Source organism: Lonsdalea quercina subsp. quercina (assembly GCF_000688655.1).
Taxonomy (GTDB): domain Bacteria; phylum Pseudomonadota; class Gammaproteobacteria; order Enterobacterales; family Enterobacteriaceae; genus Lonsdalea; species Lonsdalea quercina.
On sequence record NZ_JIBO01000008.1, the window covers coordinates 105,662 to 118,878 of the forward strand.

11 protein-coding genes are annotated in these 13,217 nt (G+C 62.6%); 3 read left to right on the plus strand and 8 right to left on the minus strand.

What is annotated here, in order from left to right; genetic code table 11:
- Nucleotides 1-4 precede the first annotated feature (4 nt).
- The 3 genes from RZ35_RS09400 to RZ35_RS09410 are packed head-to-tail and all read left to right on the plus strand — an operon-like array spanning nucleotide 5 to nucleotide 4,475.
- A complete protein-coding gene (locus RZ35_RS09400) occupies nucleotides 5-835 on the plus strand; it encodes an ABC transporter permease (RefSeq protein ID WP_026743069.1) in 831 nt (276 codons plus the stop codon).
- Complete coding sequence (locus tag RZ35_RS09405; RefSeq protein WP_026743070.1) at nucleotides 832-2,454, plus strand: ABC transporter ATP-binding protein; 1,623 nt, start codon at nucleotides 832-834, stop codon at nucleotides 2,452-2,454. Before RZ35_RS09400 ends, RZ35_RS09405 begins: the two co-directional genes overlap by 4 nt.
- Nucleotides 2,454-4,475 carry a CocE/NonD family hydrolase gene (locus tag RZ35_RS09410; RefSeq protein ID WP_026743071.1) on the plus strand — a complete coding sequence of 674 codons (2,022 nt, stop codon included), beginning with the start codon at nucleotides 2,454-2,456 and terminating at the stop codon, nucleotides 4,473-4,475. Before RZ35_RS09405 ends, RZ35_RS09410 begins: the two co-directional genes overlap by 1 nt.
- A gap of 97 nt (nucleotides 4,476-4,572) precedes the next feature.
- On the opposite strand, the gene hisP is transcribed toward RZ35_RS09410, so the two are convergent.
- The 8 genes from hisP to RZ35_RS09450 all read right to left on the minus strand — a co-directional run bounded on the left by hisP (nucleotide 4,573) and on the right by RZ35_RS09450 (nucleotide 13,111).
- Entirely contained in the window at nucleotides 4,573-5,349 is a 777-nt protein-coding gene (hisP, locus tag RZ35_RS09415; RefSeq protein WP_036153069.1) for a histidine ABC transporter ATP-binding protein HisP, read from the minus strand.
- A gap of 30 nt (nucleotides 5,350-5,379) precedes the next feature.
- Nucleotides 5,380-6,084 (minus strand): ABC transporter permease, encoded by a 705-nt coding sequence (locus RZ35_RS09420; RefSeq protein ID WP_026743073.1) that lies wholly within the window; start codon nucleotides 6,082-6,084, stop codon nucleotides 5,380-5,382.
- Entirely contained in the window at nucleotides 6,081-6,767 is a 687-nt protein-coding gene (hisQ, locus tag RZ35_RS09425) for a histidine ABC transporter permease HisQ (RefSeq protein WP_026743074.1), read from the minus strand. Before hisQ ends, RZ35_RS09420 begins: the two co-directional genes overlap by 4 nt.
- A 139-nt stretch (nucleotides 6,768-6,906) precedes the next feature.
- The gene (gene astE, locus RZ35_RS09430) at nucleotides 6,907-7,911 is read right to left on the minus strand and encodes a succinylglutamate desuccinylase (protein ID WP_026743075.1); all 1,005 of its coding nucleotides are present in this window, start codon (nucleotides 7,909-7,911) and stop codon (nucleotides 6,907-6,909) included.
- 12 nt (nucleotides 7,912-7,923) lie between these two features.
- Complete coding sequence (gene astB, locus RZ35_RS09435) at nucleotides 7,924-9,264, minus strand: N-succinylarginine dihydrolase (RefSeq protein WP_026743076.1); 1,341 nt, start codon at nucleotides 9,262-9,264, stop codon at nucleotides 7,924-7,926.
- Nucleotides 9,265-9,338: 74 nt separating this feature from the next.
- Nucleotides 9,339-10,823 (minus strand): succinylglutamate-semialdehyde dehydrogenase, encoded by a 1,485-nt coding sequence (gene astD / locus RZ35_RS09440; protein ID WP_026743077.1) that lies wholly within the window; start codon nucleotides 10,821-10,823, stop codon nucleotides 9,339-9,341.
- On the minus strand, nucleotides 10,823-11,857 hold the full coding sequence (gene astA, locus RZ35_RS09445; protein ID WP_026743078.1) for an arginine N-succinyltransferase: 1,035 nt from the start codon (nucleotides 11,855-11,857) through the stop codon (nucleotides 10,823-10,825). Before astA ends, astD begins: the two co-directional genes overlap by 1 nt.
- A gap of 39 nt (nucleotides 11,858-11,896) precedes the next feature.
- The gene (locus tag RZ35_RS09450; protein ID WP_026743079.1) at nucleotides 11,897-13,111 is read right to left on the minus strand and encodes a bifunctional succinylornithine transaminase/acetylornithine transaminase; all 1,215 of its coding nucleotides are present in this window, start codon (nucleotides 13,109-13,111) and stop codon (nucleotides 11,897-11,899) included.
- Nucleotides 13,112-13,217: the final 106 nt, after the last annotated feature.

Genomic DNA, 13,217 nt, shown 5'->3' on the forward strand with positions numbered 1-13,217 from the left:
AGGCATGAACATCACTAAAATGCGCGGAGTGCCGCTCTCCGCGTGGATCGGGCTGTTAATTATCGCCGCCAATCTGATCGGCGCGCTGTTCGCGCCCTGGCTGGCTCCGCACAGCGAAACGGCGCAGGTCGGCGATATCTGGATGTCGCCGTCGGCTGACGCCCTGCTCGGCACCGACAGTCTGGGGCGCGATATGCTGTCCCGTATTCTGTTCGGCGCCCGCACCACCATCGCCATCGCGCTGGTGATCACCTTCAGCTCCTTCGTCATCGGGATCATCACCGGTTTTAGCGCGGCGATTTATGGCCGCTGGGTCGACGTCGTGCTGACGCGCATCGTCGATACGCTGATGTCGATTCCGGTCCTGATTCTGGCGCTGATCGTCCTCTCCGTGCTGGGAACGTCGATTCCGGTGCTGGTCGGCACTATCGCGCTGCTGGACGCCACCCGCGTCTTCCGGCTCGCGCGTCTGGTCGCGCAGGACATCGTGTGTCAGGAGTATGTGGAACTGGCCCGACTGCGCGGCGAAGGCCTGCGCTGGATTTTGACGCGGGAAATTTTGCCCAACGCCATTCCGCCGCTGCTGGCCGAATTCGGCATGCGCTTCTGCTTTACCTTCCTGTTCATCGCCGGTCTCAGCTTCCTCGGCCTTGGCATCCAACCGCCGTACGCCGACTGGGGAAGCATGGTGCGCGACAACGCGCAGGCCATTAACTTCGGCCTGCTGGCGCCGCTCTACCCGGCGGCGGCCATCGCGCTGCTGACCATCGGCGTCAATTTGGTCGTGGACTGGCTGCTGCTGCGCAATAACCTGTCACTGGGGGATGAAGCATGAATCAACCTGTACTCGACATTCGCAACCTGCGTATTGAAACCGAGGAAGAGGGACGCGCGCTGGTGCAGGACATTTCGCTCACCCTGCAACGGGGCGAAGTGCTTGGCCTGATCGGCGAGTCCGGCGCGGGCAAGTCCACCATCGGGCTGGCCGCAATGGGCTATACCCGTCCGGGCTGCCGCATCGGCGCAGGCGAAGTCCGCATCGACGACCAAGACATCGTACCGCTCTCCAACGCGCAGAAGCAGGCGATCCGCGGCCGACGCGTCGCCTACGTGGCGCAGAGCGCCGCCGCCGCGTTCAACCCGGCGCTGACCATCGGCAAACAGGTCTGCGAAGGCCCGTTGCGCCACGGTCTGATGAGCCGCAGCGAGGCGAACGCGTGGGCTACAACGCTGTTTACCGCGCTGGATCTGCCCGACCCGGAAAACATCGGCAAACGCTATCCGCATCAGCTTTCCGGCGGACAGCTGCAACGCGCGATGGCGGCGATGGCGATGTCCTGCAAACCTGACCTGCTGATCATGGACGAACCCACTACCGCACTGGACGTCACCACGCAGATCGAAGTGCTGGTGATGCTGCGTAAGCTGGTGCGGGAGTTCAACACCGCCGCGCTGTACATCACGCACGATCTGGCCGTCGTGTCTCAGATTGCCGACCGCATTCTGGTGCTGCGTCAGGGACGCGCCGTCGAATGCGGCGCCACCGACATCATTTTGCAGACACCGCAGGAAACCTATACGCAGCAGCTGGTTTCCGAGCGGACGCACGCGCTGACGCCGGGCGAAGACACGCCGTCCGACGCCTCGGCGCTATTGACGCTGGATCGCCTGAGCACCGGCTACAGTGGCAAACGGGTGGTGCACGAGGTGTCGCTGACGCTGCCCAAAGGGCAAACGCTGGCCGTCATCGGCGAATCCGGCAGCGGTAAGAGCACGCTGGCGCGGGCGCTGTGCGGTTTGTTGAACGATACCGAAGGCGACGCGATCTTTGACGGCGTCAAACTGTCGCACCGCTATCAGCAACGCGACAAAGAGACGCTGCGCCGCATTCAGATGATCTACCAGTTGCCGGACGTCGCGCTGAATCCGCGGCAGACGATTCGGGAAGCGATCGGCCGCCCTGTCGCCTTTTATTTCGGTTACAACCGCCAGCAGGTGCGCGCCCGCGTCGAGGAACTGCTCCAACTGACCGAGTTGCCGACCTCGCTGGCCGACCGCTACCCCGGCGAGCTTTCCGGCGGGCAGAAGCAGCGCGTCTGCATCGCGCGGGCGCTGGCCGCCAATCCGGACCTGATCATCTGCGACGAAGCGACGTCCGCGCTTGACCCGCTGGTCGCCGAAGGCGTGCTGAATCTGCTCAAGCGGCTGCAAGAACAGTTGGGACTTTCCTACCTGTTCATCACGCACGATCTCGGCACGGTCAAACGCGTCGCTCAGCAGGTCGCGGTCATGTATCAGGGCAATATCGTCGCGCAAGGCCCGACGGGGAAAGTCTTTAGCGCCCCGATGCACCCTTACACCGAAAAACTGCTGACCTCCGTCCCTGAAATGCGCAGCTCCTGGCTCGACGAAGTTCTGGAGACTCGCAGCAATGAAATTTCGACAGGAATATGATGAAAGAANCCGTAACCCACTTTCCCCACAACGTCGTTGTGACCGAACATTTCTGGATCACGCTGGCCGNCGGTACCCGTCTGGCGGCGCGGATGTGGCTGCCCGAGCAGGCGCATCAAACGCCGGTTCCGGCCATTCTGGAATACATCCCTTACCGCAAACGCGACGGCACCCGTACGCGCGATGAACCGATGCACGGCTGGTTTGCGGGCCACGGCTACGCCGTCCTGCGCGTGGACATGCGCGGCAGCGGCGAATCCGACGGGCTGATGGCCGATGAGTATCTGCCGCAGGAGCAGGAAGATGCGCTGGAAGTCATCGATTGGATCAGCCGTCAACCGTGGTGCAGCGGCGCGGTCGGCATGATGGGCAAATCCTGGGGCGGCTTTAACTGCCTGCAACTGGCGGCGCGCCGTCCGCCGGCGCTGAAAGCCATCATCACCGTCTGCTCGACCGACGATCGCTACAATGACGACATCCACTACAAGGGCGGCTGCCTGCTAAACGACAACCTGTGGTGGGGCGGCATCATGATGGCCTACCAGAGCCGTCCTCAGGATCCGGCGCTGGTCGGCGAGAGCTGGTATCAGGACTGGATGCACCGGCTCGACAACATGCCGTTCTTCCCCGCCCAGTGGATGGACCATCCGCTGCGCGACGCCTACTGGCGCCACGGCTCCGTGGGCGAAAACTGGTCGGACATTCAGTGCCCGGTCATGGCGATCGGCGGCTGGGCTGATTCCTACACCAATGCCGTATTCCGCCTGATGGACAACCTGGCGGTCCCGCGCAAAGCCATCATCGGCCCGTGGGCGCACATTTATCCGCAGGACGGCACGCCGGAACCGGCCATCGGCTTCCTGCAAGAGGCCGNGCGCTGGTGGGACCATTGGCTGAAAGGCGAGGACAATGACGTGCTGGACGGCCCGCGTGTACAGGCCTGGATGAACGACAGCCAGCGCCCCAGCTCGCAGCGGCCCACAGCACCGGGCGAATGGATCGGCATTGACGGCGATACCGCCTCGGCCACCNCGCCGCGCACCTTTTGGCTACAGCGAGGCCAGCTGAACGACCAGCCAGATGAGCGCGCCGGCTGGCAGAATATCTGTTCGCCGCAGAGTCACGGCGTGATGGGCGGTGAATGGATGGGCGCAGGCGTGTTGGGCGAAAGCCCGAGCGACCAGCGCATCGACGATGGTCTGGCGACGTTTTATGAAAGCGAACCGCTGCCGGAGATGCTGACGATCTATGGCCTGCCGCAGTTCAGCGTCGCGCTGAAAAGCGATAAGCCCGCCGCCATGCTGTATGTGCGCCTGTCGGACGTCGCGGAAGACGGCGCGGTGACTCGCGTCTCTCACGGCTGGGTGAATCTCAGCCATTTGCAGGGGCAGGATCGAAATACCCCGCTGACGCCGGGAGAAACCGTGCAGGTCAATGTTCAGTTGGACGGTATCGCCTGGCGCTTCCCCGCCGGGCATCGTCTGCGCGTCTCGCTGGCGACCACCTACTGGCCGATGGTGTGGCCGATGGCCGAAGCAGCGACGCTGAGCGTCGATCTGGCGAGCGCGCAGCTGCGCCTGCCGGTCTGTGAATCCGTGCAGCCTATCTCCGGCCCCAACCCGCATCCCAGGACCGCGCCGGACGTCCCGCTGACCGTGCTGTCGCCGGGACGGGTCGATCGCCATGCGTCTTACGACATCGTCACCGATACCTGGACCTACGTCACCGAAGGCGTCGGCGGCGTGTTCGGCGAAGGGGTTTACCGCTTCGACGATATCGATACCACCGTCGACCACAGCCTGCGTCGTGAGCTGACCATCAATAGTCAGGACCCGCTGTCGGCCCGCTATCTACTGACGCAGTCGATGAAGATGGGGCGCGAAGGCTGGTGGACCGAGGCGGAGATCACGCTGGAGCTGCGCGGCGATCTCACCCACTTCATCGTGACGGCGGATATGCGCATCCAGCATAACGGTCAAGAGGTGTTTAACCGCCAGTGGGATCGCCGTATCCCGCGTTGATCAACGCCCGCAGCGGCGCGGAGTCACACGCCGTTTAACGCCGCGCACGTTGGCTCATGCTCAAACCGCCCGACTGTCGGGCGGTTTTTTATTGCGCTTATTTCAATGCGCCGGACAAGAACTGCCGCAAGCGGGGACTTTGGGGATGGTTGAACACCGCCTCCGGCGGCCCTTGCTCTTCAATCACGCCCTGATGCAGGAACACCACCTGCGAAGAGACATGACGGGCGAACTCCATTTCATGCGTCACCACAATCATGGTTTTACCCTCTTCCGCCAGCTGCTGCATGATTTTCAGCACTTCCCCGACCAGCTCCGGGTCCAGCGCCGAGGTCGGTTCGTCGAACAACAGCACCTCCGGCTCCATCGCCAGCGCGCGCGCAATCGAAACGCGCTGCTGCTGCCCGCCAGACAGGCTGGAGGGGTATTTCCCGCGCGCCCGTTCATCGATGCCGACTTTGTTTAGATAGCGAATCGCCCGTTCGCGTGCGTCAACGCGGCTGATGCCCAGCACCTGAATCGGCGCCTCCATTACGTTTTCGAGCACCGTCATGTGGCTCCACAGGTTGAAGTGCTGAAACACCATCGTCAGCCGCGTACGCAGCAGCTGTAGCTGTTTTTTGTCGAACACTTTCAGCTGGCCGTCTTTGTCCCGCACCAGCCGGATCGCCTTCTCGTTAACCCACAGCGTGCCTTCCGTGGGCTTTTCGAGAAAATTGATGCAGCGCAGCAGCGTACTTTTACCCGAACCGGAGGAGCCGATGATGGAAATCACGTCGCCGGCGCTGGCGGACAACGAGACGCCTTTCAGCACCTCATGTTCGCCGTAATACTTGTGAAGTTCGGTCACGACGAGTTTTTTCTTCTGAGACATACACATTCTCCTGCTATCCAGCGCGGATGATTAGGGTTTCAGATGGATCAGCCAGCGTTTTTCCGCTGTGCGGAACAGGCGAATCAGGCCGTAGGAAACGACCAGGTAGAGCACGGCGGCAAGGCCGAAAGCATAGAAAGGCTGATAGGTGGCGGCGTTGATATCACGCGCCACTTTCAGCAGATCCGGCACCGTGGCGGTAAACGCCAGCGCGGTGGAGTGCAGCATCAGAATCACTTCGTTGCCGTAGGCCGGCAGCGCGATACGCAGCGCCGACGGCAGGATGATGCAGCGATACATTTTGGCGCGCGAAAAGCCATAGGCCTTTGCCGCCTCCACCTCGCCGTGCGGCACCGCGCGGATCCCGCCGGCGAAAATTTCCGAACTGTACGCACAGGTATTCAGCACCAGCGCCAAAATCGTGCAGTTCATCCCACTGCGGAAAAAAGCGTTGAGCACCTCGGTGCCGCGTACCGCTTCCAGACTGTACATGCCGGTGTAGATCACCAACAGCTGCACATAGAGCGGCGTGCCGCGAAAGATATAGCTGTAGAGCCAGGCGGGAAAACTCAGCCAGCGCGACGAGGAAACCCGGGCCATCGCCAGCGGCAGCGCCAGTAATCCGCCCAATAGCACGGAGACAATCAGCAGCCACAGCGTGATCGCCAGACCGGTGATGCGATAGCCGTCAGACCACAGCAGCGGTTGCCAATACTGTTGCAGGATCTCGATCATAGTTCGGCCCTCTTCACGCCCAGAGAGTAGCGTCGCTCCAGCCATAGCAAGACGCCGTTGGAGACGGTGGTCAGCAGCAGATAGATCGCCCCCGCCATCAGGGTATAGAAGAATGGCTGCCAGGTGCCTTTACCGGCCAGCTGGGTCGCTTTGACCACATCGTGCAGCCCCAGAATGGACACCAGCGCCGTCGCTTTCAGAATGATCATCCAGTTGTTGCCAATGCTGGGCAGGGCGAAACGCATCATGGCGGGGAACAGCACCCGACGGAACACCTGCATTCCGCTGAAGCCATAGGCCTGCGCCGCCTCAATCTGCCCGCGCGGAACGGCCATAAAAGCGCCGCGAAACGTCTCGGTGAAATACGCGCCGTAGATAAAGGCCAGCGTGATCACGCCCGCCGAAAGCGGGNCGATGTCGATCTGACTCATCCCCAGAGACTCCGTCACCTGGTTGAGCGTGATTTGCAGCCCGTAGAAAATCAGCAGCATCAGCACCAAATCCGGCACGCCGCGAATCAGCGTAGTGTAGGCGTTGAGCGCCGCAGCGAGCGGACGGATGCGCGAGAGCTTGCCGCTCGCGCCAAGGAGGCCGATGATCACGGCCAACAGCACCGAACTCAGCGCCAGCTCTATCGTCACCAGCGTGCCTTCGAAGATCAATTTATTGTATCCCTGCAACATTCGTCGTCCTCTCTCTGTTATTGGATGTCTGGCTGTTGCCGCACACAAGGCGCTTGAACGACAGGGATCTATCGACCCTCAACGATCTCCCCGCCGTCGATTCAAGCGGCGCGCAGCACAGCGTAAGGACGGACTGTGGTCAGGACGGAGCCGTCAGGCTGTCCCACTCGCGTTCGGTCAGGACCAGTCCCGCCCGCAGGCCCAGCGCCACGTTCGGATTAGGAAACAAAATCCATTCGTGATGATGTTTGACCCGATCGCTGTCACCCGCCTGCTCACATAGCAGCGTGCCGTGATCACAACGGGTGAAATTCGGCGTGTCGTCCGCCAGAAACAGCTGAAAGTCATCGCTGCGCTTAATCAGCGAACGATCCACGCCGAACACGCGCAGCGGCGCACCTTCGCGTGACGGAACGTCCGCTGCGCTCACCAGTGCGCGCAGCACGCAATCGATCGCCGAAAACCGCCCAAGATCGTTCTGGCCGAACGGCCGCGCTTTCCCCAGCTCCAGCGTGCAGCTCTCCGCCTGAAAATGTTCGCTGCTGAAGTGGCTGAAGGTGCCGCCCGGCTCGCTGTGCACCACCAGCGCGTCCAGCTCCGCCCCCGCCAGCGCCGCCAGCAGCGCCGCGCTGTATGGCCGCGGCTGGTAAGGCAACACTCCGAAACGCGGCAGCAGCGACTCCCGGATAGCCGTATGCAGATCGTAATGATGTCGTTCTATGCCGCGTTCCGGCGCATCCGCCTCGAAGAAGGCAGCCAGCAGCGGCTCCAGACGGCGCGCGCGGGCCGTGTCTTCCCCCGGCGCGAACTGCCTATGACGCCCGCCGAACATGCGATTCATGTCGCTGTGTAGATAGCGTTTCCCCGCCCGTATCGCCGCCGGATTGCCCAGGACCGCCAGCAGCCGCACGCCCAGATCCACGCGCCCCGCCAGCAGATCGCCCACCAGTGCATCGAGCAGTTCCATCGGCGCCGTCTCGTTGCCATGCACGCCCGCCGAGAGCACCACCGCCCGGCGATAGCCCGCGCGCGGCGTCAGCTCAAGCACGCCTTCGTCCCGCCAACGCCAGCGCAGTCCGGGCGTCTCGCCTGCGGTTGTCGGCGGCGACTCGCCGCGCAGCGTCCACGCTAAAAATTCGTTCATACGCCGCGCTCCTTACCGTTGGAATTCGTAGACGGCGCCCAGGCCGAGGATCGACGTCAACGCGTCCAGCGCTTCGCGCCCTTCCCGCAGCAGCTGCGGGTCGGCCAGATCGCCCGCGCTCAACCGGTCGCGATAGTACCGGTCAACCCACTGATTCAGCGTGTCAAACAGCGCATCGGTCATCATCACCTGCGGATTGACCGCCTGACGCTCCTCGTCGTTCAGCGCCACGCGCAACCGCAGGCACGCCGGACCGCCGCCGTTACGCATGCTTTCGCGCAGGTCGAACACCTGGATATCGTCGATCGGGCCGCCAGAGGCCGCCATTTCGCTCAGATAGTTCCACACGCCGCGGTGGCCGCGCGTCTCTTCCGGCACCACTATCGTCATGCGGCCGTTTTCACGGGTCAGGATCTGGCTGTTGAACAGGTAGGTCGTCACCGCATCTTCCACTGACACCCGGTTTTCCGGCACTTCGATCGACACTAGCTCCTGTTCGATGCGCGCCATCTTGCGGCGGATCTCGTCCAGCGCCTGCGCCTGATGCAGAAACGCGNGCTGATGATGGAACAGCACCTGCTGGTTACTGACGGCGATCACGTCATTGTGGAACACCCCTTGGTCGATGACCGCCGGGTTCTGCTGTACGAACACCGTGTACGCCGGGTCAAGCTGATGCAGACGTGCAATCGCCTCGCTGGCTTCGCGCGTCTGACGCGCCGGATAGCGCTGCGGTCCCGCCTCCGTACCAGAGTGATGCTGTCCATAGACGAACACCTGCACGCCGCGGCGGGCATAGTCGCCGCCCAAGCGGTTGTGGTTGGCCGCGCCCTCGTCGCCCAGCAGCGCCACCTGAGGCAGCGCCTCGTGGTGCACGAAGTATGACTCGTCGCGAAAAATGGCCCGCAGGAGGGCGGACGTTGTCGGCGCTTCAATCGCCCGGTGGAACTTGTTGTTCAGGTTGGCGGCGGTGAAGTGGACACGGCCGTCCGCGCTGTCCGCCGAGGGCGATACCGTGGCGGCGTTCNCCGTCCACATGGAGGACGCGGAGCTGAGCGAGGAGAGCAGACGCGGCGCTTCACGCATGGCCTGCGCCAGCACGTTTTCGTCGCTGCCGCTAAAGCCGAGGCGGCGCAACGTCGGAACGTGCGGGCGCTCCTGCGGCGGCAATACCGCCTGGGGATAGCCGAGATCCGCCAGCGTTTTCATCTTCAGCAGCCCCTGCTTCGCCGCCAGCTTCGGATTGGAGAGGCTATTTTGATGCTGCGTCGAGGCCTCGTTGCCGAATGACAGCCCCGCATAGTGGTGCGTCAGCCCCACCAACCCATCGAAATTGATTTCATATCCACGCATGTTGACTCCGGAAAACAGACAGTGAGGGTGCGGTCCCGTCCCCGCTCGTGACGCGCGGGGAGCGGAGCGGCCGACTAGGCATCCGACTCGTCAAACGAGATGCCCGGCGATAGTGCCGTGGGCAAAGACAGCGTTTCGCTTTCCAGCGAGGCCATCGGCCACGCGCAGTAGTCTGCGGCGTAAAACGCACTGGCGCGGTGGTTGCCGGATGCGCCGACGCCGCCGAACGGGGCCGCGCTGGAGGCGCCGGTCAGCGGTTTGTTCCAGTTGACGATGCCCGCGCGCGCTTCCAGCAGAAGACGGTCGAACAACGCGCGTTGCGTCGACACCAGGCCCGTCGCCAGCCCGTAACGCGTCGCATTGGCGATACGCAGGGCCTCGTCGAAATCATCGTAGCGAATAACGCAGACCAGCGGTCCGAACAGCTCTTCATCCGGCAGGTCGGTCGCCTCGGTGATATCCAGAACGCCCGGCGTCAGCAGCGCGTTGTTCGTTTCCGGGCGCGTCATCGGCAGCAGCGCTTTCCCTCCTGCGGCTAGCAAAGTTTGTTGCGCTGTCATCAGGGCATCGGCCGCCGCCGCAGAAATGACGCCGCCCATAAACGGCTGCGGCTCCGCATCCCAGCGTCCGACACGCAACGACCGTGCGACGCTGATCAGCCGTCGCAGGAACGCGTCGCCCTCGGCTCCGCGTTTGACCAGCAGACGACGCGCGCAGGTACAGCGCTGTCCAGCGGAGACAAAGGCGGACTGGATGGCGAGATTGACCGCCGCATCACGATCTGCAAAATCCTCCACAATCAGCGCGTTGTTGCCGCCCATTTCCAACGCAATGATTTTCTCGGGCTGCCCCGCCAACTGACGATGCAGGAGATAGCCGGTGTGGGCGCTGCCCGTGAACAGCAGTCCGTCCGTTTGTGCGTGCCCGGCCAGCGCTTCGCCGGTGGCGCGGCCGCCCTGCACCAGATTCAGAACGCCCGCCGGCAGACCGGCCTCGTGCCACAGTTTCACCGTCTCTTCCGCCGTCTGCGGGGTCAGCTCGCTGGGCTTGAACACCACGCAGTTGCCCGCCAACAGCGCCGGGACGATATGTCCGTTCGGCAAGTGGCCGGGGAAGTTATAAGGACCGAATACCGCCAGCACGCCGNGCGGACGATGGCGTAACGACGCAGCGCCGTCCGCCATCGGGGTCACGCTTTCGCCCGTACGCTGTTCATAGGCGCGCAGCGAGATAGCGACTTTACCGACCATCGACTGAACTTCAGTCAGCGTTTCCCAGCGCGGCTTGCTGGNCTCGCGGCTAATAACCGCCGCCAGCTGCGGTTTATGCGCCTCCAGCAACTGAGCGAAACGCTGGACGACCTCGGTCCGCTGCGCCAGCGACAAACAGGCCCACGCCGGAAAGGCCGCCCGTGCCGCCGCGCAGGCGTCGTCGACATCCGCCGCATCGGCGGCCGCGCCCTGCCATAGCGGCTGACGATCCAGCGGATCGGTTTTCTCGAATAACGCCCCGCGCCCTTCACGCCAGGCGCCGTTGATATACAGAGCAGGATGCNACATCAGTGTTTCTCCTCAACGTTAAGCGGTATGACGCGGGCCACTTCGCCATGTTTAAGACAGAGGGCATCGGCCGTTGCGGCATCCAGCGTCAGCGTGTCCTGAGACAGATCGGCCAGCACCCGCATGGCGCGGTAGTGACGGTAGTTATCGTTAGCCACCAGACACACCGTCGCGTTGCTGTCCGCCGCGCGATCGTCGACCTCCACGGCTTTTAACTGGCTGTCTTTCACCGCCCGCAGATCGTCGATATTCGCTTCGAGCGTCGACCCGCCGTCAAAAATGTCGACATAGCCGCGATAGCTCAGCCCTTCGGCCTCCAAGAGTCGGCGCGCCGGCGCGGTATGCGGATGCACGCGGCCGATGGCGTCGCGGGCGGCTTTATCCAGAAAGTCTACGTACAGCGGATGTTTCGGCATCAGCTCGGCGATGAACTCTTTTTGACCGATGCCGCTGAGATAGTCGGCCTGCGCAAAATCAATCGAGAAAAAGTGGCTGCCGACGCCCTCCCAGAACGGCGAGCGGCCGTTCTCATCGGAGTAACCGCGCATTTCGGCGATCACCCGCTCGGAAAAGTGTTCGCGGAAGGCGGCCATAAACAGGAAGCGCATTTTGGACAGCAGTTTGCCGTTCTGGCTGTGACGGTAGTCCGGGTCAAGAAAGAGCGTGCACAGCTCGCTGCAGCCGGTATGGTCGTGGCTCAGTGACAGCGTTGGCATCGCCTTGTAGACGTTCAACGCTTTGGACGCGTGGACCAGCGTGCCGAGGCGAAAGTTGTACCAGGGCTCGGTCAGCCCGACCGCGACTTCCAGCGCGCTGACGCCGACCACCCGGCCGCAGGAAACGTCTTCCAGCACAAACAGATATCCCTGCTCGCTTTTCGGCAGCTCGCCCTGCCAGGTTTTCTGCGCCCGCGAAATGCGGGCGGATAAGATCGCTTCGTTATGCGGCAGCGTGGTCAGCCCGACGCCGGACTTCTGCGCCAGCGCCATCAGGTCAGGCAGGTCGCGATGCGCGACGGGGCGAATCATCATCATGGTCATATCAGCCTCTCGTTCTCTCTCCTTGCGCCGTATTCATTCCTGAAAACGTGCAATCGCGCGCTCAAAGCGCTGTAACCCTTCCTCAATATCAGGTTCCGGAATGACCAGTGACGGGGCGAAACGCACCACGTCCGGACCGGCGATCAACGCAATCAGCCCCTCTTCCGCCGCCAGTTGGGTCAGCGCTTTGGCTTTGCCCGCGTAGTCGGCGTTGAGCTGGCACCCCAGCAGCAGGCCGCGTCCGCGAATGTCGGCGAAAATGCCGTGCCGGGCGTCAATCTGGCGCAGACGTTCAACGAAAATGGCATGGCGACGCTGGACGCCTTCCAACACATCCGGCGTATTGATGGTGCTGAACACCGCACTCGCTACCGCCGTCGCCAGCGGGTTACCGCCGTAGGTCGTTCCGTGCGTACCCACGGACAGCGTGGCGGCCAGCGCATCGGTAGTCAGCATCGCGGCAATCGGGAAACCGCCGCCCAGCGCTTTGGCGGTGGTCAGCACGTCCGGCACGACTTCATACAGCATGTAGGCGTACAGCGAACCGGTACGGCCGACGCCGGTCTGCACTTCGTCGAAAATCAGCAGCGCGCCGTGGCGATCGCACAGTTCGCGCAGACCGCGTAGAAAGGCCGGATCCGCCGGGATAATGCCGCCTTCGCCTTGGATCGGCTCGACGATGACCGCGCAAGTCTGTGCATCGATACCCGCTTCCGCCGCCGCCAGATCGTTGAAAGGCAGATGTTCTATCGCGCCCGGCAACGGCGCGAAATCTTTCGAATATTTAGGCTGTCCGCCCGCGCTGACGGTAAACAGCGTGCGGCCGTGGAAGGCGTTGTTGAAGGCGATGATGCGGTTTTTATCCGGCGTACCTTGGTCGTGCGCATATTTGCGCGCCAGCTTTAATGCCGCCTCGTTGGCTTCCGCGCCGGAGTTGCAAAAGAACACTTTGTCGGCGAACGTCGCGTCGATGAGCTGACCGGCCAGTTGCAACACCGGCTCATGGGTATAGCCATTGCCGATGTGCCACAGTTTCGACGCCTGCTGCGTCAGCGCTGCTACCGCGACCGGGTGACAGTGCCCCAACGCATTGACGGCAATGCCGCCGGCAAAATCGACATACTCTTTGCCCTGGTTGTCCCACAGGCGCGAGCCTTCCCCTCTATCCAGAATGAACCCGGCGGGGGAATACACCGGCACCATACGTTCATCAAAATGCTGACGCGTTATTTTTGCTGAATGTTTCATAGTGGCCCCATCTCGGTCGGCCGCTCGCCGACATTTGCTCTCATCAACCGTTTCGATCTCAAAGAACGTTAAAGACAAAATAATGACAAAGAGACACGCTTTCTCA

What these genes read in the sequence shown, in the direction of transcription:
- RZ35_RS09400 (WP_026743069.1), top strand. Translation starts at nt 5, where the DNA reads ATGAACATCACTAAAATGCGCGGAGTGCCGCTCTCCGCGTGGATCGGG.
- RZ35_RS09405 (WP_026743070.1), top strand. Translation starts at nt 832, where the DNA reads ATGAATCAACCTGTACTCGACATTCGCAACCTGCGTATTGAAACCGAG.
- hisP (WP_036153069.1), bottom strand. Translation starts at nt 5,349, where the DNA reads ATGTCTCAGAAGAAAAAACTCGTCGTGACCGAACTTCACAAGTATTAC.
- RZ35_RS09420 (WP_026743073.1), bottom strand. Translation starts at nt 6,084, where the DNA reads ATGATCGAGATCCTGCAACAGTATTGGCAACCGCTGCTGTGGTCTGAC.
- astE (WP_026743075.1), bottom strand. Translation starts at nt 7,911, where the DNA reads ATGAACGAATTTTTAGCGTGGACGCTGCGCGGCGAGTCGCCGCCGACA.
- astA (WP_026743078.1), bottom strand. Translation starts at nt 11,857, where the DNA reads ATGATGATGATTCGCCCCGTCGCGCATCGCGACCTGCCTGACCTGATG.
- RZ35_RS09450 (WP_026743079.1), bottom strand. Translation starts at nt 13,111, where the DNA reads ATGAAACATTCAGCAAAAATAACGCGTCAGCATTTTGATGAACGTATG.